The sequence below is a fragment of the Ligilactobacillus equi DSM 15833 = JCM 10991 genome, assembly GCF_001435735.1.
Taxonomy (GTDB): domain Bacteria; phylum Bacillota; class Bacilli; order Lactobacillales; family Lactobacillaceae; genus Ligilactobacillus; species Ligilactobacillus equi.
In genome coordinates this window covers 9,568-26,535 of the sequence record NZ_AZFH01000031.1, presented here as the reverse complement: position 1 = coordinate 26,535, position 16,968 = coordinate 9,568, and the positions used below count along the sequence as shown (strand labels likewise).

Here is a 16,968-nt window from a genome sequence, read left to right as displayed (position 1 = left end):
CTCGTATTTTTACATAAAGTTCTTAATTAATTCGTTGTAGCGTTCAGGGTTGGCGTTTTTGAATTGAACTCGTTCTTTGTAGTTCATACTTCCAAATTCCTTTTCGCTCACTTCTTCGCCGGCCGGTTTATCGGTTGGCGTTTGTTTCTTGAAACGGTCCTTGTTAGCGGCAAGCGCGCGTTCCGTTAACAAGTTATCAAACTTTTCAATTCTAGCCTTAGTTTCTTCCGCGGTATCGGCTACGACCATGTTAAGAGTCTCGCTATCTGCATTGATACCTTTTTCAGATAACATATCCATAGCTTGACGTTCCATTTCCTGGCGGTTAAGCTTTGCTTCCAACTCTGCCAATCTGTCATCCCGTTTTTTAATTTCGTATGCTTGCCGTTCTTTGGCATTCATATCTTTAAGGCGGATAGCTTCACTTTGTTGGTTTTGCATTTCTTCACGTGCTTTGTTCATGGCTTCTTCTTGCATTTTTGCACGTTCCCGTTCGAGCCGGGACTTAACCATTTCGTTTACTTGGTCTTGCGTGAAAGTTCTGGTTTGATTGTTTGAATCTTCGTTACCATTCGTTTCGTTAGTCCGATCTGTTTGGCCTTCTTGACCGTTTTGCGTCACGATAGTTTCTTGCGATTCGTTCCCGTTTGCTTCATTAGGCATGATTTGCCCCTCCTTTTTATAGTCTTGTATGACTGTTTATTCCTTGCAGCTTTTAACGCCGTCAGCATGTTTTGGGCATAAAAAAAGCACCTACAAATCTGTAAGTGCTAAGTTAAAGGTAACCAATCTTTGATTTCCTTTAGTTGTTTATACGTTTTTCTGATTAAGCTGTTTTCCTTGAAATATTCAATGCCTAAACGAGTTATCCGCCAATTACTTGGGTCGTTTACCAAGCTATAATCAGGTGGTATGGCGTCAAAAAATTCAATACCAGCTATAAATTTATCTTCAGACAACATCTTCAAAGTGTCATAATACTGTTTATCTGTAATTCGTATTGTTCAATAAATTTTCATATCTAATTTTTTCCATTGAGAAAGGATACTCTGTCCATTTTCCAATAATGCCAACTGTAACACCTCTTTAGGATTTGTGCTGGCAATCTTTTGTCTACTAAAACTTTTATTGTCATTGAGAATCCAACCTTTTATGTTTAAATCATCTATATAGTCCGGCTCTAAGAAATAAGGAACATTATCACAATTAAATGTAATCTCCATTTGAGTCTCCATTGACTCGATTAAATCGCTTAATTTATCTAACTTATTCATCTTGTTTCATCGTCCTTGACACGTTAGTTTATTTCACGTCCCTCGGCATAAGCTTTTTTAGCTTCTTCTAAAGTCATACAGTTAGGTCCGCCATCATGGTTTATAATCCCTGTATTTTGCCATCCGCAGTTGTCACAAATATCGTAATCCATAACTTCTTTACCGCAAACGGGACAATGTAACCAAGTATATCCATCAATTTTCCATGTCTTTTTTGAATTCTCCATAATAATACTCAACTCCTTCATCCGGCTTAAACATAGTAATTACCGTGTATGTTTCTGGATTACCTAAAACATAAGTTCCATTATTTAAATCAAATCTCACGCGTCTGTCTTTTGTTTGATACCCCAACACATCACTGCTAGTGTCTAACTTTAAAAGGTTTGTAGCTATTTGTAAAAACTCTTCTTTCGTAGAAACGTTAAACTGAAAGCCGTGTTTTTTATAGTGACCTTTAAAAGATTTTTGACTAGGGAATGTTGCTTGTTCCCATTCTAAATCCTCATCACCATTATAACCGTTTTTTTCTTTGCTGTCATTAGCGCTACCTTCATCTTCTGATTTATTCGAGCTAGCAGATACTGCCCCCGCAAGAAAAGCTTTCCTTTTGGTGCTGTCGCTCTTTTCATCATCTTCCGACTCAATGTGCGGAATTCTTCGACAACGGCAGTTAGGGTGGGAGTCGTCTGGTATTCGTGGACTGTCTGGCGCCCCTACCTCATAGGGACCGTCATAAAACAGATTAATACACTTTTTGCACGCTCCAGGTTCGGTTACCCAATCAAACCACTTGACCTTTTCAGTTTTAAACCGGCTTTCCGTAACTTCATCCTCTAATCGTGCAGCTTCCGTCCTGGCAATCCGTTTTAACTTGTAGTCAATCGCGGTAATCTCGTTTCTTAGGTTAGTGTTTACGGATTGGGTCGGACTGCTAGGGAATAGTTTCCCGTTGACGTCCTGACCGGTCATTCCTTGGTTAATTACCTTGTTAACCTTGGTGTTAATCCGATTAACCGCCTGATCCGAATTGGCTAGTAATCTGTCTTGCCACGGAATGTAAGAAACATCTCCGTTAGGTTTGTAATTTGGCTCTGATAGGGCCTTATTTTCACGCTTGAAGCGTCTTTTTTTATTTTTGGATAGATTACCCATGTTTTGCGATTGATAGCTTATTTCCTCGCGTACGGCTGTTTTACGGTTGCGTTGAACAATCTTCTTTGAACGTAAAGCAGCGGCTAACATAACTAAACCAATCGCACCGGCTAACAGACCACTTAGATTGATGTTACCTTGTGCGACGTAAACATCTGCTCTTTTACTTTCTGGAATTTCCATATCATCTGGAAGTTTAGCGTACTGTCGCCGTAGTAATTCTAGGTCTTTCCTGGTTACCTTGCGTGATAAATCAACGCCGTTTAGCGTCCCATCAACGGAATAGTTAAGGTAAAAGTCACCGATAACCTCTTGAAGTCCTGCTAGCGCTTCTTGATAAACGGCGTCTAACTGTTTGTCGGTTACGTTGTCCCGTTCTAAAAGGTAATCAATCCGCTTCTTTTCTTCCTTGACCGATACCATCAGTTAGCCCCCTATTATCAGCGATAACTTGCATGTTAGTCGCTAATTGGTCTTGTTGCTCCTTGTCAATCGCATCAGATTCCGCTTGAACATCATTAACGATAGATAAAGCTTTAAGCCATGTCTTACGCGATACAAGCCCCGATAAGGTTTGTGCGGTTTGCGCTTCGTCTTTGATGTCGTGCGGTAAATCATAGTGGAATAAGATATCCAGGTCACTCCATGCTTCCGTGTCGACTCCAGCGATTAAACCAGTGCTAAACAAAATACGGTAAACTTCGCGTAATGATTTCGTAAATTGACGTGCTTTGCCCGTTGCTAGGTTTAGCATTGGTTTGAACTTCATTTCTAAAGCGACACCGCTAGAATTTCCGAAGTCTTTATCGTTTAAATTGACGATCATGCTTGTTTGATATAACGCGTCTAGCAATCTGTTAATGAGATTTTCCTGTGTTGCGTCTGCATCCGGCTTTGATAAGAAGTCGACGTCCAAGTTTTCTGCAGGTTCATCTTCATCCATTGAGGATTTGAGGTTAATAATGCGAGTGTCTCTTAGTGCGTTTAAGTCTTCTTGTTCTAAGAGTGCACCTAGGACTTTCATATAGGCATCACCAAAATAATCAACGTCATTAGACTTTTCACTGATAGCCTTGTTTAGCTCGTCGACGATACTTAACACATTTCCGATTACGCTGATTCTCTCGGAGTTTTCCGAAGCTTCAATAATTGGAATTGACTTAAATTCGTTGACTTGCCCTTCACCTAAGCCACCGTTGGCATTTGAAGTGTTTACGTTCCATGTTTTTTCTGTTGAAAAAAGTTCTACGTTGTAACCGACACCGAAATTTCCCTGACTGCTGTATCTTACGCCATAAAGCGGGCGATGTAAGACGGTATCATCGTAAATCACAAAAGTTTCATCTGGGGTAGCTGCGGTTAGGTAAATTTCTCCCTTTTCGTCTGAAAAGATAAAAAAGTGTGACTTGCCATAAATGTCAGCTTGCTTGGAAACTTCAGCGACTACTTCCGGAATATTTTTCCGGCGGTTAAATTCAGCAAGTTCCTTATTGGCAATTTCTTCCTCCAGAGTAATTTTAACCGGGTTACCTGTGAGGAAACCATTGAAGGTGTCCACTAGCTTCTTAGCGAAATTGAGGATTACTCGATTATCCGGCTTGCCATTAGGTTTGGCGGGTGCTTGGATAATAGCGACGTGTTTCCCTTTGTAGTAGTCTTTGTATTTCTTGTAGTCAGGAACGAAACGACTTTCGTTATAATCGATAAATTTGCGTAAATCGTCTATGCTTAGATTTTCGCCCTGCTTTTGACTGTAATAAAAAACGCCGTCGTCTGAAACGATAGCGCGCTTAGATAAGTATTCCGCCAATTATAGTCCCTCCTTGTATAACCGGATGTTTCTTGTTTTCTTCGGTTTTCTCAAAACTTTCATAGCAAAGTAACGGTCGGCGTCCATTACGTGGTCGTGTTCTTTGACCGGCTTATCTTCTCCGCGTTCAGCCGCCTTTTCATCCCATACGTAAGAATTAAATTCTTTTAGCGCATGTTTACTGCTAGAAGTCCATTTCATCTTGCCAGCGTTCATCTGCGACATCATGAAACGGATACCGTCAACAACATTATTGTTTGCGTTTTTCACAGTAAATCCTCGGTTCTTAAGTGACCGTTTAAAAGAAGCTGCCGACGGGTCGACAATTAAATTGGTGTCAGTTTTCGATAACTCGTTAGCGCTAAAAAAGGTTTCCATATCATCAACGAACTGTTCGTCTGTCTTTTGGTGACCTTTCTCACGTCCGGAATAGTAATACTCGGCTCGGTTGTACCACACACCGTCATGCAAGCTCCATAAGTGATATACAGTTGGGTTCTGCGTACCATAATCGACCGATACCCAATTTTTGGTATAAACGGTATCTGCCGGTGGATCCACAACCATTGTGTCTTGGTTGAAATTGTCATAAACAATCCCGTCGGCAACCGACCATTGACCTAGAATGTATCGCTTATAAAACACACCCGAATACATGCTTTCGTAACGGTCTATTGTGTCTTGAGATAAACTAGGATTATCTTTCATCAGAAAATGGACCCGAATGGCTTTCTTTTCTGCAAGGCGATCAATCCAGTTTAACTTAAACCAGTGATACGGACTTCCGGGGTTACAGTTAAACCATACTTTAGAACCTTCCACAGATAGCCGTGATGTTGCTTGATTGACGAAACTTTCCGGCATAAGGGCCACTTCGTCAAAAAAGAAACCTCCAGCAGTGATACCTTGCACCAAGTCTTGACTAGCTTCATTGGTCCCTCCGAATAGAAAAAAGTAATTCGTGTTACCGTTCTTGGACACTGTTAGCATATTTTCACTTTGATTATCCTTGACGCGGTAGTGTTCCGAAATCAATATCTTTTTCAGCGTTCTAATCACGTTTCGCCGTAAGGAACCAATCGTCTTCCCAGCCATCCCAAAATTAACTCCGTTGAAGTTCATCATGGCCCAACGGACGTAACTGGTTGACATCACAACTGTTTTACCCGCCCGGACGGAGCCGTCTGCGATAATTGCGAACTTATCTTCGTATTCCGGAGATTGCCACCAAAACATGACTTGGAGTTGTCGTTTGGAAAATGGAGTAAAGCTAAATCTAATGCTAAGTTTCGATTTCGTCACCATTACCGAATAGCCCCTCCATTCCTTGTCCGACTGCGGATTGTAAGTCGTCGTCTCTTTCCTCGTCGTCGTTTTCACCAAATTCTTCTTGCTTAATTTGAACTTCGTATTCCGCCAAAATTGCTTTGGCTTCTGCCGTACGTGCTTCTGCTTCGCCCTTCTTAATCTTAACTTTATCAAGCTCTGGGTTGCTATTGTCGGATAGGCGGTTAGCAAGCTTAAGTATTGTAGTTGCGGCTTGCAGTTGGACCATTTCCGACTTAGCGTTAAGAAGTTGGTAAAGCTTTCTTAGTGCAGCACTTTCGTACTTTTCAGATACGACGAGTGTTTTATACTGTTCTTGTGCTGCGATAAAGGTAGGCTCTTTTTTCCACTTAGATAACGTCTGCCGTGAACGGTTTACACTTTTGGCAATTTCTTCATCCGTTAATTCATCATCAAATAATAGCGCGACTGCTTTTTGACGTCGTTTATCTAATTTACCAAAAGCCCCCTCTTGTAACTTTTTGTAATCAATACTCACTTCATTTCACCCACCTCCGATTAATGTTTTAGGTTGTCTTTGTATACAAAAAAACCGGCGTGGTTTGCCGGTCAAAATCAAATCATTTAAAGACTAATAAACAAGTTCCCTTGCTTATCTTTTTTATCACACTACCATAATATAGCTTTTTAACCTCTCACGAACCACACTCTTTCCATCTTTTTTCCGCACGTTTACCTTACTTTTTTGCGTATTAATTCGGATATTACACAAAAAGCAAGGAACTCCCGTATTCCTTGCTTTATTTTTCATATACATGCAGGTCACTTTTTTCTTCTAGCAAAGGTTCCGCTAAAGCTTCGAAAGCGTCCGCAAATTGATTACATGCAATTACCCTTAACTTGTTATACCCACTTTCCGAATATCCTAATCTTTGATAAATTTGCCAGATTCTATAATGCTTTTTGTACTTCAATTCCAAAATTAATTTGCTTTTCTCATCACAGGCCATAATGGAATCTTCTACAGCTTCTAGAACATTTCTGGCCCACACGGCCTTGTTGTACTTGTCCGCTAGTTCTTCTCTTTTTCCGCTGCTAACCTTTTCACCAAAGCTAGTAGCTTTAATCGTCGTGATTGAAGCCATTCTTTTCAACCGTCCATAATCGGAAGTAAAAAAATCATCAACTTTTTGCGCGGTAGCTTTCAGATTAACTTTTTCATCAAACAAAAGCATTTTTAGCTCTCCCTTGCTATAATATAGTTGTCCTATTGATTGATTACTTTTTTCCGAAAGGTATATAAGTTAAAAGCCGGCTTTGTGCCGGTTTTTATTTTATGCTAATTTTTTCAACGTCTATATCCTCTTAGCGATTTTAACCAATCACTTCCACCCCTTCGTTATACTCAATTCCGGCACAGCGTCCGTTATCTCTGAATGTAATTTGGATATTTCCGTGTCGGTCATCTAACGGGTAATGGCTAATTACCCACCCAACATAAATACGTTCGTCTGGTGTGTTTTTATCTGTAATCACCTTGACTTTCGTTCCTGGCTCGATAAAATTCATTTTTTCCTCCGTTCTTCCTCATCAACTTTCATGACATAAATTAAAGATGCAGTTAGCAAAGTAAAAACTATGCCACCCAAGAATGCTACTAATTGCTCTACGATTTCCATTAGCACCCTCCCTCATATTTATCAATAAATTTTTCAATTTTCGCCTGCCACACTTTACGTTCTTGATCCTCTCCGGCATGAAATACGCCCTCTAAGGCTTCAATTTTCTTCTTGGTGTCTGCTGGACCATACAGTCCATTAATCACGTCCAAAGCATGTTTTACGGACTTATTTTTGATTTCTAACATTACTTTCCCTCTTCGTTATAAATGGTTAATCCTCTATCTTGAATACTCGGTACTTTTGTTTTTTCGACCGTTTGTGTGCTAGTGGTGTACTTTTCCACTTGATCGTATTTTCATCGACACAAAAGTATTCCGACATTTGCTTTGCGGTTCCTAAATAAATAGGCCAATCCTGTAAGTCGTATGCTATATACCAGCTAACATTCTTTGTTTTTCGTTTTGCGATACAATCGCCTTCTTTCTAGCAAGGTCCCGCGTCTAATTCCTTCCGCTAGCGCCTTAGTTTGATAACGTTTGAGTTCTTCTAAGATATCCGTTGGTTGAATTAGCGGAATCTTCCAGTCAGTTCCCAATTCTTTGTTGACTGCTCGCAAGGCCCGCTTTTGTTCGGCATAATATCTATCCTTCTTCATTAATTCACCCACAGTCTTTCCCTCAATCTTTCCAAAACAACTCAACCATAACCCCTGACAGCAAAAGAAATATGTCTGAATTTTTTGGTCTAAACTTTGCAAGTTCTGTTATCGGTTCCGACTCACCAAATAGCAATAAAATCAACGCCGTTAATAAGGCTATTAGATATAACGTAGCGATAGTTCCCGGAATAAAAGTTAGTATTTTCCGCATGATTACACCTCTACCTTGTGTTCTACTTCTTCACTCATGGTTATTTTTCCTCCTCGCTTGTAACCATTTCTAGGAACTTACGGGCATCACTTTCATACGATTTAGGAATCCGCTCGGTGTACTCCTCTAGCACTCCGTCTAAATAGCTGGCAAAAGGATACTTGCTCACTGCGTCTCTCCTACCGATGTGAAATTCAAAATCCCCACTCATGTAATATTTGCGGATTTCAATTTCTGTTTTTATTGTTTTGAAATTGTACTCGATAGCTTTATCTCTCAATTTCGATTCGCTCAACTCGACAAATCTTGTAATCATCATTTTTCCTCCATTTCAGCCCATATACAAATCAACATCACTAGAATACCTCGTAAGACATCATTGAGGCTCATATCTCCCGTTACAACCACAAAAATCGATATGATTGCCATTATAAGTTTGAACATCACTTTTCCTCAGTTTTAGGTAGGTCTGGTATCGGAGCCCACCATAAGTTGTCATAACCAGTATCGTAACAATTAAAGTCAAGCAACCCGACGACACCGGCGAAATCATCCCATTCATCAACGCCTACCCACTGACCATCAGTGACCAAAACTTTTTGGCCAAGTTCGGGCGTGGGTTGGTCAAATCTGTACTCTTCATCAACCCAAGGCCGTTCTTCTCTCTCTTCTTCCGTTATCGGACGGGTTTTGAATTTATTCCATTTTGTCTTCGCCTCTGCATATGTTTCACGAAAAATATCATCTTTAATTGCCCAGTGTTCGCCTTTTATACCCGTAGCAATCCAATCACCAATATTAACTTCTAAGCTACCTTCGAGAGTGCAAAAGTGGTATATGGGCCTTTTAACCATCGGACTACTCATAGGACCAATGTCTAAAATTTTATATTTTTTCATCATTTCTTGACTACCGTCAAACTGTTCGGCTTGAATAGTTGCAATTTTTCTATAAGTTTTTTTCATTATTTTTCCTCCTCAATCACATAATCTTCACTTAGCTTAATCAATCTTCTCTGCACCTTGTTTGGCAACTCGTTCCACTTCGGATAATCACTTTCGACTACCCTGCTGAAATCCGTCCACACGCTCATCACTACAAAGCCAGATTTATCGAAAATCACGGTACGTGCCGGGAACTGTCTTGTCGTCAATCCTAACTTTGCAACTTCCTGCTTTAGCTCTTCAAACTTCATAGCTAATCCTCCGCGGTGAAAGTAGCATTCACTACCCTGTCGCCATCCTCATAGTAGCACTCGGCTAGTTCTTTCAAAGTTCCAAATCTGGTTGCGATGAGTCTACCCTTGGATAAGGTTACTAATCTGTACTCATCTGTTCCATTATCTCGCACGACTAAATAGTACTCTCCACGAGAATCTTCAATAATGTTACCTAGTTGGTAGATGTCTTCAGGCTTAATCTCTGCGTTTGTTCTGTTAATTTTCATGTTTAATTACCTCCTAACTTTTCTATGCCACTCTCTAACCGCTCTAACACTTCGTCTACGGCTTTGTTTAAATTTTCGACATAATCACCCGCAGTTTCGATTTCGGCGCTATTTTCGGCCTCTAACTCGCTTAGATACCCCTTGCAAGCTCCGCTGATGGATTGCCAGTACCCTAGCACCTTCCAATCAACTTTTTTCTTACCTTTCACGCATTTCTGTAACTGCCAGTTATATCTATCGTTCTTGTATAAGCGGTAATCATCCGATAACTTAATTTCTGTTGCCATTTTCACATCTCCCTATCGCTCTTCAATCGGTGTCGTTGACAATTTGCTTGCTAGTTGATTTACACTTTTAACGATGTCGTCATTTAACGTTCTGATACCAGAAAGGGCCTCCATATCTCCTAGATGTTTTTTAGAAATAGCCATAACAAACCTACCAGGTCCGTTCCCTCCTTTAGTTACCACTACATCTTCGTCATCTTCTACAATGTCAAGTCCCATAAACTTCACAGCCCATTTAAATTCCTCGTATTTCATGTATTTCCCTCCTTAATCGATATTCTTGAAAGTCGCCGGCTTCCACATTTTCGGATTGTAGTTAATCTCATAGTTGTACTTAGAAACATTCTTCTTGGTAACATCGGAAACGACGTAGGTTACGTTATCTGATAATCCGATGATGTGCTTTTGGTAGCTCCCGTTGCTATTTTCGACGGTAATCACCAATTTCTTACTTGACTCCGTATTAATCGACAAGCGCCCTGTCATCTGAAACATGACGTCGTTAGTGATCGCATCAATCACTGTCACCTTTCTGACGACGTTAAAATTATCTGATTCTTGCGCTAAATTGTGAGACGCCCTTTCAGCTTGCGTACATCCGGTTAGCAGCATCCCTGATAATCCTAGTGCTGTTACAATTCCAACCAATTTTTTGTTAATTTTTTTCATTTTTCTTCCTCCTACTTATTTTTCCCGGCCAGGATATGCTAGAGGGATGAAATCGAATCATCCTAGGCGTTGCTAGACCTACCACCACGGCAATAGCTGAATTGAATTTTCTGTCACAATAAAAACTTCCAAATAGGAGGATGTTCACTTCCTTTCAAATTTTTGATTGCAACTCGGACTTACGTGTCCTTAACGTTGGTCCGCTCAAGTGATCAGTGGAGTAGAAATTATAATTTGCCACGGACCAAAGACATCCCCCAGACTCGCACTGGGCCCGCTCGAATTAAGTAGAAAAAAAGTTGTTAGTTACGCGGTCAATTTGTGATGTCTGGCAAGAAATGAATAAGTATAGAAAAGGAGAAACCTCCTTTCCGTTTTGAGCGCCTGCCACGCTCTGTAGCGGTGTGAATTGAAAGACTATATATAAATTTTTTGGTCGACCGCTTGCGACCGACGGAAACCGACGGAATTGCACCGCCCACTGGGCTTGTGCAGTAGTTTTTTCACTGAATATCTAAAGGAGAAAGTTTTAATGTATATTTTCGCCCTCGTGCTAATTTGGCTTCCAAATGAGGGGGAAAGCCCCCTTTTCATGCTAGCGATTAAGTCGCCACTCTTTACGATGTGATGCGGGCTAACTCCCATCAGCCCTATACTTGCTAGTCCTTTGACAGACTAGCAAGCTGATTAATCTCGGAAGTAATCCAAATTAACGTTTAACGCATCTGCAATTTTGCAGATATTTTTAAAAGACGGTTCGGTCCCGGTTTTGTAATTGCGTAAAGTTTGGTCTCGTATCCCCGTGATTTTCGATAATTTGTACACTGTCAAATTGTATTCGTCTAACCTCTTTTGAATTTTGTCCCACAACATATTGTCACCTTCCTGTGTAGTCCCAAACTTCGTAGTCTTCAATGGAGTTAAATTCATGTAATCCGATAGTTTTGGTTAGCCCTATAATTGTCATGCGAAATCCATTCGCCATTGGGACCACTATTTCTACAGGAATACCATATCGCGCTTGATATAGTTTGATACGCATTTTAGAACTATCGCTTGCATAAACCTTAGGCGACTTAGTCCAACCCTTTTCGTTTGGAGTAATCGAATTTTTAACATCGAATACGTGTAAAATCTCACCTTGTTTGTTCATAACTACAAAGTCAGGGGTATAAACCATCTTTCGCCCAAACATCCCTCCAACTGCGTGTCTGTCTAGCACGTCAAATTGGGGATGCTTACGAATGATGTAAGAGCCCTCAAAAGCTTCTAGGTAGCGTTGGTAAAACTTCGCTTCTTTCTGAGAGTCGTACTTTTCGCCTTTATAATCATTTCTTTTATTGAAGTGGACCATCAGTGTCTACCTCTTCCTCTTCGAGTTCTAAGGTTTGTTGCGCCGACGTTAGGTCAACGTAAACTTTATCTTGCTTTAGCATTTTAAGCTTTTCCAAGTCGACTTTAGAGCCGCTTAAAACAATCGTGAGTTGAACGTCACCTTTGTTGTTTAAGGTAAATTTTTCGATTTCTGCTGATAATTGGTTAAGATTAAACATATTTTTCTCCTGTTTTTTTAAATTCTAGTTTTCGCCGTACAATTCTTGATACTTATCTTCCATTTCCAAAACTCTTTCGGTAAAAGCTTCTAAGTGGTCTTCCAGGCTTTCGCCACATTCGCACTCTCTGAGCAACCTCCAGATGTAAAGGATTCCCATTTCCTGGGCGTCTGCTAAACTGCCGTTGCCGGTAATTCTACTTGCCTTCACTTTCATCTTTAAGCTTTGGTCTAACTTCACGTGTAATTCTGCTGTTTTCATTGTTTTTACTCCTTTGCCTTTTTTTAATCCATGGATAACAATCCCGAATTATAGCTTTTTTGAATTCCATTACTTCCGGACTTTCGTCTCTTAGAAAAGCCATAAAACCAACTTTCGCTTTATCCGTAGGGTCGTAAGTCTTCGCTTTTGTCCGTGTAAACGATAATTCTGTCGTCATCAATAGACCCGTCCTTTTTCTTAATTCCTTTCAGCATTCGGGATAGAGCCCGACTACTTTGGTAACCATTTCTCAATTCCTTAGTCTTAAGATTCGTGGTGATAATTGTTCTATCGCGATTTTCTAAGATGTATTCTAAGGCGTCAGTTAAGTTGTCCTTTTGACCGCTATCAGCACCGAACTCGGCACCAATATCATCTAAAACCACTAAATCCGCAGATATAATCCGTTTAAGTGTGGTTTTGAGTTCCAAACGCCCTTGCCGAGCGTCGTTATAATCCCTTGTCCAATTAATCCACGAAATGAATAGGCATTCTTGATCTGTGTGTTCTGCCACATAGCGTAAAGCTGCTGCAGCTACCCATGACTTCCCATGTCCTGCTTTGCCAGTTAGGATTGTATTACCCCGAACTTTTTTATCCAGATAGCGGTTAGCCATGTTTAGCATTTTATTAACATTGTTTCGAGCTTCCTCGGTAGTAACTTCGGAATTTTCAAATCGTGCTTGCTTAATGTCACCAGCATAGGGCCAGTAACTGCGAAAGTTTAGGACGCGCATCCCTGGTTTGTTTTGGTTAATGTCGTGCTCTAACTTAGCTCTGAGAGTTTCTTGTGAGCATGATTGACAAAACGGATTGCCATTGAAATCTAAAATCATGAACTCGTTATGTTTATCACACGTAATCTCTGTCTTTTTTGTAGGTGGCAGGAATGCACTCACCGGTTTAAAAGATGTCGTCGTACTCTGTGGTTCGGTTGTATTCAAGATTCCCTACCGCTCCTTCCTGCACATTGTAATCATCATCCCAACTTCTTTGATTAAAGAAGGTTGACCCGTGCTTGATATATCTTTCGCGAACTTGGCTGTTTGCAATGTAGTTGTTGTAGTTAGCAATTCCTTGTTTAATGGTTTCATCGGTTACCCCATCTTTAACAGCTTTTTGATAGGCCTTATAAGCCGTCTGCTTTCCCTTCTTGTTGGGGTAGTCCTTCCATATTTTTTTAAATCGTTCTTCTAAGGAAGGCTCACGGTCAAACTCGTTTGACCTATTATTTTTTGTATTATCAGTATTGGTATTATTAGTATTGGTATTATCAGTATTTAGTAGTTGTACATTTTGCGCTTGCACGTTTTGCGCTTGCACGTTTTGCGCTTGCACATTTTGTGCTTGCGGTGAAAACGTTGGTTTATCAACCAAAAGCCAATTAACTTTGTCAAAAGACCCGTCACTTTTATGCTTTTGTTCTTTTTTTAGATAACCCGCATCTTGAATTTCCTTTAAAGCTGACTCAATCGAACGGCGGCCGTCTTTTTCACTATGTTTCTGTAATTCACTAGTGTAGAATTGCCAATCATCAGGTTTGCTAAGCATATAGACTAGTAGTCCGCGAGCTTTGAAAGACAATCTTTCATCATTTAAGACGTCGTTGTTTATGATTGAAAAATTATCTTTTCTTTTGTTGCGAATTATCGCCATCGTTCCCCCTCCTCTCTGGCGGGCCTTCCACCCGCCCGGTAGTCTACGCTTACTGGCAAATAAACTTCCTAGAATGGTAGGTCGTCATCTTGAATATCAACTTGTTCTCCCTTACCCATTCTTGTTGCCGAATTTGTTGGCGATTGATTAAATGATTGGTTTGTTGGTGCTCCTTGGTTAGGTGAACCCCATCCATTTTGTGTTGGTGCTTGTTGTTGTCGTGATTGATTAAAGCCGTTGACCATTGCTGTTGCCGAATTTGTTGGAGCTTGATTAGGTTCGCGCTTACCATTTGGTTTGCTTCCGCTAGCCATCTTTGCGAAACGGGCTTTAACTCGCAAGTTGTAACGGCCCTTATTGTTCGGCTCTGTGTCCCAATCAACAGTAATCCCTAATTCACGTCCGACCAAGCCACGCGCTACTGCATCTAAGGAGTTGATTTCTGTCCCATCGTTTACCCCAGTCGCAACTAATAGCGTGTTAAACCGCTTGATAGATAAGTTTAATGCTTCTTCGTTGTAATCAGACCAAACAATGTGATCAAAACGAATTGTTCCGCCTTGATATTTCCCGTCTGTAACTTCGTAATCAACGACAAGCATAGAATTGCCAGCGTGCGATGTCTTAAGCTCTGCGTTTGAAATGCGGACGTTATAACTTCCCGCTTCTTCCACTGCCACAAATTCGCCGAATGTATTTGTGCTATCAACTTTGAATAACATGTTTAATCACCTATTCCTTTTCTTCTTTGTTTTCTGCTTCTTCTACTTCTTGTAACTTAGGTTCTTCTAGCGGTTTTGGATTAACCAACTCCGCAGCCTTAAACTTCGTACGGTCATCAATCCGATTCTTGCCGTGGTCGCCAGTTTCAGGGTCGCAATCAATCCATCTTTCGCCTTTAACCTTAAAAATCCGACCAACGAAATCAAAGGTGGCTGTGAAAGCATTGAACGTCTTGTCGTTCATATCCGCCTTAAAACGGCCTTTGCCGTCCATGCTTTGGCTTTCTGTATCAACTTGGTGTGCTGTGGCCACTACCGTAACGTTAGAGTTCCGGAGATTTTCTCCGAGAACGCGAAACCAAACTTGTAATTTTTGGTAGTTTTGGCGACCATCCTTGCTTTTGCCGTCGATGTTTTCCAGGACGTAATTTTGAAGGCTGGTCACGTTGTCTAGCATGACTGTCTTGTACCTCCCGGAGCCAATCGCTCTTCCTAGCACGCTGTTTACCGTTTCTTGAATAACCGGAATATCGGCTTGTTCCAAAAGCAAAACGTCAATATCCTTTTCGCCTCGAATAGCATTGACGGAGTGGTCAAAACTCATTAGTAGTTTAGGCCCTTCAAATTGCTTTAACAGCGTTGTCTTGCCGGTCCCGCCGTCTCCATAGATGAAATACATATTCGGGACCTCTGGAAGTTCTGCTGCGTTTATATACTTCATTTCTCGTACACTTCCTTTCGCTTGCTAGCCGAAACCACTTCTAAACCTTGCGCAGTTTTAATAAAATTCGCTAAGTTGTCGACTTGTTCCGGATTGCCTTTCACAGTGAATGTGACTTCGTGTTTAAGGTGCTTAATCTGTCCGTCATGGTCCACAAATTCGTTAGGCCCTACCTGCTTAAGCTGAATTTTTTCAAGTGCTTCTTGCGCCTCTAAGCGTTGTTTTTCTTCCTCTTCGATTTCTTGCTTAATGCTTGCGTCATTTCGCATGGTTTCGATTAGGTCTTCCGGTTTGGCACCCATATAGTAGCGGTCCTCGAAGTCCCTAAGGTAAGGAAGTGGGTTAACTCCTAATCGGCTTGCTTCGACTTCAATAAGATTGCAACCGGCTTGAATAAGCTGCAACGCTTGTACTTCTACCATGATTTCGGGAATTGCTTTTTTGCGGTTGAAACCTTTGTTTAACCAATTAGGCTTAATTTCAACCTTTTCTGGATCAACCCCGGAAGCTTCCGCAACCTCGGCAACCCATCCTTTGACTTCCTCTAATTTGGAAGCCTTACGTTTTTCTTCAAATAAGTCTAACTGTTCTTTAAGTTCGGCTTCCGGAACTTTCAAAACCGCCATAAGCTCTTTGGCTTGGTTTTCGAAAGGCGTGTAATAGGCTTTTTTAACTTCCAGCTTTGCGCTGTTGATAGCCTTAATCCATTTAGTGATTTCTGCCTTGGTACTTTTTCCGTCCTTGACGGTATCTTCCGTAATCACCAAGTTTTCGTACTTCTTAGCAAACTTTTTAGTGCTTGCCAAGAGTTGGTCGTAATTTTCGAAACTAAGCGGTTTAGTTTCGTCAATCTGTACCTTGCCGCCTGGTAGGGTTAATTCAATTTTTTCCATCTCGTTTTATTCTCCTATTGATTAATCATTCATATTTGCTCCAAAAGGAACGGCGTCTAGCTTCAGAGTCACTTCAGGACGATTAGAACTCTTTCTACTATCCATTGACAGGTAATTAATAATCAGCTCTTTCCCGTTTAAAAGAACTTTTCGATTGCTAATTACTTTGATAGTATTTCTGCCTGCTCGCCTAAACTTTTCCGGAGTCTTGGGAGTCATACTTTCGAGGTCAGCATATTTGTGCTGGCTTTCTTCTTTGTGAATAGGGAACTGGTTCTGCAAGCTTTTCGAAATGCCTTTAGTAATTTTTTGGGCAGTATCTTCGTATGACTTTTCTGCTTTCGGTTCGGTAATCTTTTCGCCGACCTTTTCTATTTCTTTCATCGTCGCTAAAAGCTTGTCTGCTTTTGCTTGTGCTATATCTAATTCGCTTGTGTCTACTTTGAAATTGACTTTGTATGTTTGTTCTGCCATATTAGCCTCCTTATCTTTCTAAGAAGTCAATCATGCGATTAACTTCCGCTTCTGGGTACTTGTCACGCCCAGGAACTCCCGGTTTATTGATTGAACCCGCGCCCTTTTTGCTGCGGATCATAATGAAGTTGTTACCATCTTCATAAAAAAGAACTCGAATCCAATAGTTTGGTGTGCTGTTAAAGATAATTTTTTTCATTTTCCTTACCTCTTTTTTGTGTTAAAATTACTCTGTGATAAAATTTACTTTGTGATTGTTAACCCGGCGT

General features: G+C 40.7%; 30 protein-coding genes. All 30 read right to left on the bottom strand.

The features are described 5' to 3' along the window. Positions 1 to 9: 9 nt before the first annotated feature. On the bottom strand, positions 10 to 663 hold the full coding sequence (locus FC36_RS03995; RefSeq protein ID WP_025021015.1) for a DUF4355 domain-containing protein: 654 nt from the start codon (positions 661 to 663) through the stop codon (positions 10 to 12). A gap of 107 nt (positions 664 to 770) precedes the next feature. Beyond that, positions 771 to 995, bottom strand: coding sequence for a YjcQ family protein (locus FC36_RS12680; RefSeq protein ID WP_263640299.1), 225 nt, complete (start codon positions 993 to 995; stop codon positions 771 to 773). Positions 996 to 1,004: 9 nt separating this feature from the next. Further along, positions 1,005 to 1,274 carry a hypothetical protein gene (locus FC36_RS03990; protein WP_025021016.1) on the bottom strand — a complete coding sequence of 90 codons (270 nt, stop codon included), beginning with the start codon at positions 1,272 to 1,274 and terminating at the stop codon, positions 1,005 to 1,007. A gap of 23 nt (positions 1,275 to 1,297) precedes the next feature. Next, positions 1,298 to 1,501 carry a CPCC family cysteine-rich protein gene (locus FC36_RS03985; RefSeq protein WP_035188372.1) on the bottom strand — a complete coding sequence of 68 codons (204 nt, stop codon included), beginning with the start codon at positions 1,499 to 1,501 and terminating at the stop codon, positions 1,298 to 1,300. Then, positions 1,470 to 2,852 carry a structural protein gene (locus FC36_RS03980; protein WP_025021018.1) on the bottom strand — a complete coding sequence of 461 codons (1,383 nt, stop codon included), beginning with the start codon at positions 2,850 to 2,852 and terminating at the stop codon, positions 1,470 to 1,472. The genes FC36_RS03985 and FC36_RS03980 overlap by 32 nt, the downstream gene beginning before the upstream one ends. Beyond that, positions 2,818 to 4,239: a phage portal protein gene (locus FC36_RS03975; RefSeq protein WP_025021019.1), complete on the bottom strand. Its 1,422-nt coding sequence runs from the start codon at positions 4,237 to 4,239 to the stop codon at positions 2,818 to 2,820. Before FC36_RS03975 ends, FC36_RS03980 begins: the two co-directional genes overlap by 35 nt. Beyond that, on the bottom strand, positions 4,240 to 5,544 hold the full coding sequence (locus tag FC36_RS03970; RefSeq protein ID WP_025021020.1) for a PBSX family phage terminase large subunit: 1,305 nt from the start codon (positions 5,542 to 5,544) through the stop codon (positions 4,240 to 4,242). Then, the gene (locus tag FC36_RS03965) at positions 5,522 to 6,064 is read right to left on the bottom strand and encodes a phBC6A51 family helix-turn-helix protein (protein WP_025021021.1); all 543 of its coding nucleotides are present in this window, start codon (positions 6,062 to 6,064) and stop codon (positions 5,522 to 5,524) included. Before FC36_RS03965 ends, FC36_RS03970 begins: the two co-directional genes overlap by 23 nt. A 262-nt stretch (positions 6,065 to 6,326) precedes the next feature. Continuing rightward, positions 6,327 to 6,761 (bottom strand): ArpU family phage packaging/lysis transcriptional regulator, encoded by a 435-nt coding sequence (locus FC36_RS03960; protein WP_025021022.1) that lies wholly within the window; start codon positions 6,759 to 6,761, stop codon positions 6,327 to 6,329. A gap of 139 nt (positions 6,762 to 6,900) precedes the next feature. Continuing rightward, positions 6,901 to 7,095, bottom strand: a complete 195-nt coding sequence (locus tag FC36_RS03955; protein ID WP_025021023.1) for a hypothetical protein — start codon at positions 7,093 to 7,095, stop codon at positions 6,901 to 6,903. Positions 7,096 to 7,204: 109 nt separating this feature from the next. Beyond that, complete coding sequence (locus tag FC36_RS03950; RefSeq protein ID WP_025021024.1) at positions 7,205 to 7,393, bottom strand: hypothetical protein; 189 nt, start codon at positions 7,391 to 7,393, stop codon at positions 7,205 to 7,207. Positions 7,394 to 7,587: 194 nt separating this feature from the next. Continuing rightward, on the bottom strand, positions 7,588 to 7,815 hold the full coding sequence (locus FC36_RS03945) for a hypothetical protein (protein WP_056986721.1): 228 nt from the start codon (positions 7,813 to 7,815) through the stop codon (positions 7,588 to 7,590). Between the two features lie 242 nt (positions 7,816 to 8,057). Beyond that, positions 8,058 to 8,333, bottom strand: a complete 276-nt coding sequence (locus tag FC36_RS03935; protein ID WP_025021027.1) for a hypothetical protein — start codon at positions 8,331 to 8,333, stop codon at positions 8,058 to 8,060. 127 nt (positions 8,334 to 8,460) lie between these two features. Beyond that, positions 8,461 to 8,982: a hypothetical protein gene (locus FC36_RS12425; protein WP_025021028.1), complete on the bottom strand. Its 522-nt coding sequence runs from the start codon at positions 8,980 to 8,982 to the stop codon at positions 8,461 to 8,463. Further along, positions 8,982 to 9,212, bottom strand: coding sequence for a hypothetical protein (locus FC36_RS03925; RefSeq protein ID WP_025021029.1), 231 nt, complete (start codon positions 9,210 to 9,212; stop codon positions 8,982 to 8,984). The genes FC36_RS12425 and FC36_RS03925 overlap by 1 nt, the downstream gene beginning before the upstream one ends. 2 nt (positions 9,213 to 9,214) lie before the next feature. Further along, positions 9,215 to 9,463: a hypothetical protein gene (locus FC36_RS03920; protein ID WP_025021030.1), complete on the bottom strand. Its 249-nt coding sequence runs from the start codon at positions 9,461 to 9,463 to the stop codon at positions 9,215 to 9,217. 2 nt (positions 9,464 to 9,465) lie between these two features. Further along, the gene (locus FC36_RS03915; protein WP_025021031.1) at positions 9,466 to 9,750 is read right to left on the bottom strand and encodes a hypothetical protein; all 285 of its coding nucleotides are present in this window, start codon (positions 9,748 to 9,750) and stop codon (positions 9,466 to 9,468) included. A 12-nt stretch (positions 9,751 to 9,762) separates the two neighbouring features. Beyond that, on the bottom strand, positions 9,763 to 10,005 hold the full coding sequence (locus tag FC36_RS03910; RefSeq protein ID WP_025021032.1) for a hypothetical protein: 243 nt from the start codon (positions 10,003 to 10,005) through the stop codon (positions 9,763 to 9,765). A gap of 12 nt (positions 10,006 to 10,017) precedes the next feature. Beyond that, a complete protein-coding gene (locus FC36_RS03905) occupies positions 10,018 to 10,419 on the bottom strand; it encodes a beta-sandwich lipoprotein (protein ID WP_025021033.1) in 402 nt (133 codons plus the stop codon). 687 nt (positions 10,420 to 11,106) lie between these two features. Next, entirely contained in the window at positions 11,107 to 11,292 is a 186-nt protein-coding gene (locus FC36_RS03900; protein WP_338086175.1) for a helix-turn-helix domain-containing protein, read from the bottom strand. Between the two features lie 4 nt (positions 11,293 to 11,296). Next, complete coding sequence (locus FC36_RS03895; protein ID WP_025021035.1) at positions 11,297 to 11,773, bottom strand: DUF1064 domain-containing protein; 477 nt, start codon at positions 11,771 to 11,773, stop codon at positions 11,297 to 11,299. Then, positions 11,757 to 11,972, bottom strand: coding sequence for a hypothetical protein (locus FC36_RS03890; RefSeq protein WP_056986720.1), 216 nt, complete (start codon positions 11,970 to 11,972; stop codon positions 11,757 to 11,759). Before FC36_RS03890 ends, FC36_RS03895 begins: the two co-directional genes overlap by 17 nt. Positions 11,973 to 11,996: 24 nt before the next feature. Further along, on the bottom strand, positions 11,997 to 12,233 hold the full coding sequence (locus FC36_RS03885) for a hypothetical protein (RefSeq protein ID WP_056986719.1): 237 nt from the start codon (positions 12,231 to 12,233) through the stop codon (positions 11,997 to 11,999). 119 nt (positions 12,234 to 12,352) lie between these two features. Next, positions 12,353 to 13,177: an ATP-binding protein gene (locus FC36_RS03880; RefSeq protein WP_162257647.1), complete on the bottom strand. Its 825-nt coding sequence runs from the start codon at positions 13,175 to 13,177 to the stop codon at positions 12,353 to 12,355. Then, positions 13,137 to 13,889 (bottom strand): LvrA C-terminal domain-related protein, encoded by a 753-nt coding sequence (locus FC36_RS03875; RefSeq protein ID WP_056986718.1) that lies wholly within the window; start codon positions 13,887 to 13,889, stop codon positions 13,137 to 13,139. The genes FC36_RS03880 and FC36_RS03875 overlap by 41 nt, the downstream gene beginning before the upstream one ends. Before the next feature lie 68 nt (positions 13,890 to 13,957). Continuing rightward, complete coding sequence (locus FC36_RS03870; RefSeq protein WP_025021322.1) at positions 13,958 to 14,611, bottom strand: DUF669 domain-containing protein; 654 nt, start codon at positions 14,609 to 14,611, stop codon at positions 13,958 to 13,960. 10 nt (positions 14,612 to 14,621) lie between these two features. Beyond that, positions 14,622 to 15,332 carry an AAA family ATPase gene (locus FC36_RS03865; protein WP_025021323.1) on the bottom strand — a complete coding sequence of 237 codons (711 nt, stop codon included), beginning with the start codon at positions 15,330 to 15,332 and terminating at the stop codon, positions 14,622 to 14,624. After that, a complete protein-coding gene (locus FC36_RS03860; protein WP_025021324.1) occupies positions 15,329 to 16,225 on the bottom strand; it encodes a DUF1351 domain-containing protein in 897 nt (298 codons plus the stop codon). Before FC36_RS03860 ends, FC36_RS03865 begins: the two co-directional genes overlap by 4 nt. 21 nt (positions 16,226 to 16,246) lie before the next feature. Further along, positions 16,247 to 16,699 carry a hypothetical protein gene (locus tag FC36_RS03855; protein WP_025021325.1) on the bottom strand — a complete coding sequence of 151 codons (453 nt, stop codon included), beginning with the start codon at positions 16,697 to 16,699 and terminating at the stop codon, positions 16,247 to 16,249. Between the two features lie 10 nt (positions 16,700 to 16,709). Further along, positions 16,710 to 16,898 (bottom strand): hypothetical protein, encoded by a 189-nt coding sequence (locus tag FC36_RS03850; RefSeq protein ID WP_023860325.1) that lies wholly within the window; start codon positions 16,896 to 16,898, stop codon positions 16,710 to 16,712. Positions 16,899 to 16,968: the final 70 nt, after the last annotated feature.

Bases quoted from the DNA above. Each gene is read 5' to 3' on its own strand.
- FC36_RS03935 (WP_025021027.1), bottom strand. From the start codon at position 8,333: ATGATTACAAGATTTGTCGAGTTGAGCGAATCGAAATTGAGAGATAAA.
- FC36_RS03955 (WP_025021023.1), bottom strand. From the start codon at position 7,095: ATGAATTTTATCGAGCCAGGAACGAAAGTCAAGGTGATTACAGATAAA.
- FC36_RS03855 (WP_025021325.1), bottom strand. From the start codon at position 16,699: ATGGCAGAACAAACATACAAAGTCAATTTCAAAGTAGACACAAGCGAA.
- FC36_RS03895 (WP_025021035.1), bottom strand. From the start codon at position 11,773: ATGGTCCACTTCAATAAAAGAAATGATTATAAAGGCGAAAAGTACGAC.
- FC36_RS03980 (WP_025021018.1), bottom strand. From the start codon at position 2,852: ATGGTATCGGTCAAGGAAGAAAAGAAGCGGATTGATTACCTTTTAGAA.
- FC36_RS03890 (WP_056986720.1), bottom strand. From the start codon at position 11,972: ATGTTTAATCTTAACCAATTATCAGCAGAAATCGAAAAATTTACCTTA.
- FC36_RS03970 (WP_025021020.1), bottom strand. From the start codon at position 5,544: ATGGTGACGAAATCGAAACTTAGCATTAGATTTAGCTTTACTCCATTT.
- FC36_RS03915 (WP_025021031.1), bottom strand. From the start codon at position 9,750: ATGGCAACAGAAATTAAGTTATCGGATGATTACCGCTTATACAAGAAC.
- FC36_RS03860 (WP_025021324.1), bottom strand. From the start codon at position 16,225: ATGGAAAAAATTGAATTAACCCTACCAGGCGGCAAGGTACAGATTGAC.
- FC36_RS03920 (WP_025021030.1), bottom strand. From the start codon at position 9,463: ATGAAAATTAACAGAACAAACGCAGAGATTAAGCCTGAAGACATCTAC.
- FC36_RS03990 (WP_025021016.1), bottom strand. From the start codon at position 1,274: ATGAATAAGTTAGATAAATTAAGCGATTTAATCGAGTCAATGGAGACT.
- FC36_RS03900 (WP_338086175.1), bottom strand. From the start codon at position 11,292: ATGTTGTGGGACAAAATTCAAAAGAGGTTAGACGAATACAATTTGACA.
- FC36_RS03865 (WP_025021323.1), bottom strand. From the start codon at position 15,332: ATGAAGTATATAAACGCAGCAGAACTTCCAGAGGTCCCGAATATGTAT.
- FC36_RS03885 (WP_056986719.1), bottom strand. From the start codon at position 12,233: ATGAAAACAGCAGAATTACACGTGAAGTTAGACCAAAGCTTAAAGATG.
- FC36_RS03960 (WP_025021022.1), bottom strand. From the start codon at position 6,761: ATGCTTTTGTTTGATGAAAAAGTTAATCTGAAAGCTACCGCGCAAAAA.
- FC36_RS03875 (WP_056986718.1), bottom strand. From the start codon at position 13,889: ATGGCGATAATTCGCAACAAAAGAAAAGATAATTTTTCAATCATAAAC.
- FC36_RS03910 (WP_025021032.1), bottom strand. From the start codon at position 10,005: ATGAAATACGAGGAATTTAAATGGGCTGTGAAGTTTATGGGACTTGAC.
- FC36_RS03985 (WP_035188372.1), bottom strand. From the start codon at position 1,501: ATGGAGAATTCAAAAAAGACATGGAAAATTGATGGATATACTTGGTTA.
- FC36_RS03850 (WP_023860325.1), bottom strand. From the start codon at position 16,898: ATGAAAAAAATTATCTTTAACAGCACACCAAACTATTGGATTCGAGTT.
- FC36_RS03925 (WP_025021029.1), bottom strand. From the start codon at position 9,212: ATGAAGTTTGAAGAGCTAAAGCAGGAAGTTGCAAAGTTAGGATTGACG.
- FC36_RS03870 (WP_025021322.1), bottom strand. From the start codon at position 14,611: ATGTTATTCAAAGTTGATAGCACAAATACATTCGGCGAATTTGTGGCA.
- FC36_RS12425 (WP_025021028.1), bottom strand. From the start codon at position 8,982: ATGAAAAAAACTTATAGAAAAATTGCAACTATTCAAGCCGAACAGTTT.
- FC36_RS03905 (WP_025021033.1), bottom strand. From the start codon at position 10,419: ATGAAAAAAATTAACAAAAAATTGGTTGGAATTGTAACAGCACTAGGA.
- FC36_RS03995 (WP_025021015.1), bottom strand. From the start codon at position 663: ATGCCTAATGAAGCAAACGGGAACGAATCGCAAGAAACTATCGTGACG.
- FC36_RS03950 (WP_025021024.1), bottom strand. From the start codon at position 7,393: ATGTTAGAAATCAAAAATAAGTCCGTAAAACATGCTTTGGACGTGATT.